The following is a 223-nucleotide window of genomic DNA, read 5'->3' as shown; positions in this document are numbered from 1 at the left end:
TGGAGCTGAACGGGATCGAACCGATGACCTCCTGCTTGCAAGGCAGGCGCTCTCCCAACTGAGCTACAGCCCCAAAACCCAAAAAAGTGATGCTTACGCTTCGTAGGTAATTCCGAATACTTTTTCGGGAACCCCTCAGCAAAGCGATATATGGTGGGCCTAGGCTGACTCGAACAGCCGACCTCACGCTTATCAGGCGTGCGCTCTAACCAACTGAGCTATA

1 tRNA gene is annotated in these 223 nt (G+C 52.9%); it reads right to left on the bottom strand.

Annotated elements, in window-relative coordinates:
• Positions 1-73 (bottom strand) — tRNA-Ala (locus SB752_RS33490).
• Positions 74-223: the final 150 nt, after the last annotated feature.

Origin of the sequence: Brevibacillus sp. SIMBA_040, assembly GCF_046535075.1 — a bacterium.
Classification (GTDB): domain Bacteria; phylum Bacillota; class Bacilli; order Brevibacillales; family Brevibacillaceae; genus Brevibacillus.
The sequence above is the reverse complement of the archived record's forward strand: the minus strand, read 5'-3'. Positions and strand labels throughout refer to the sequence as shown.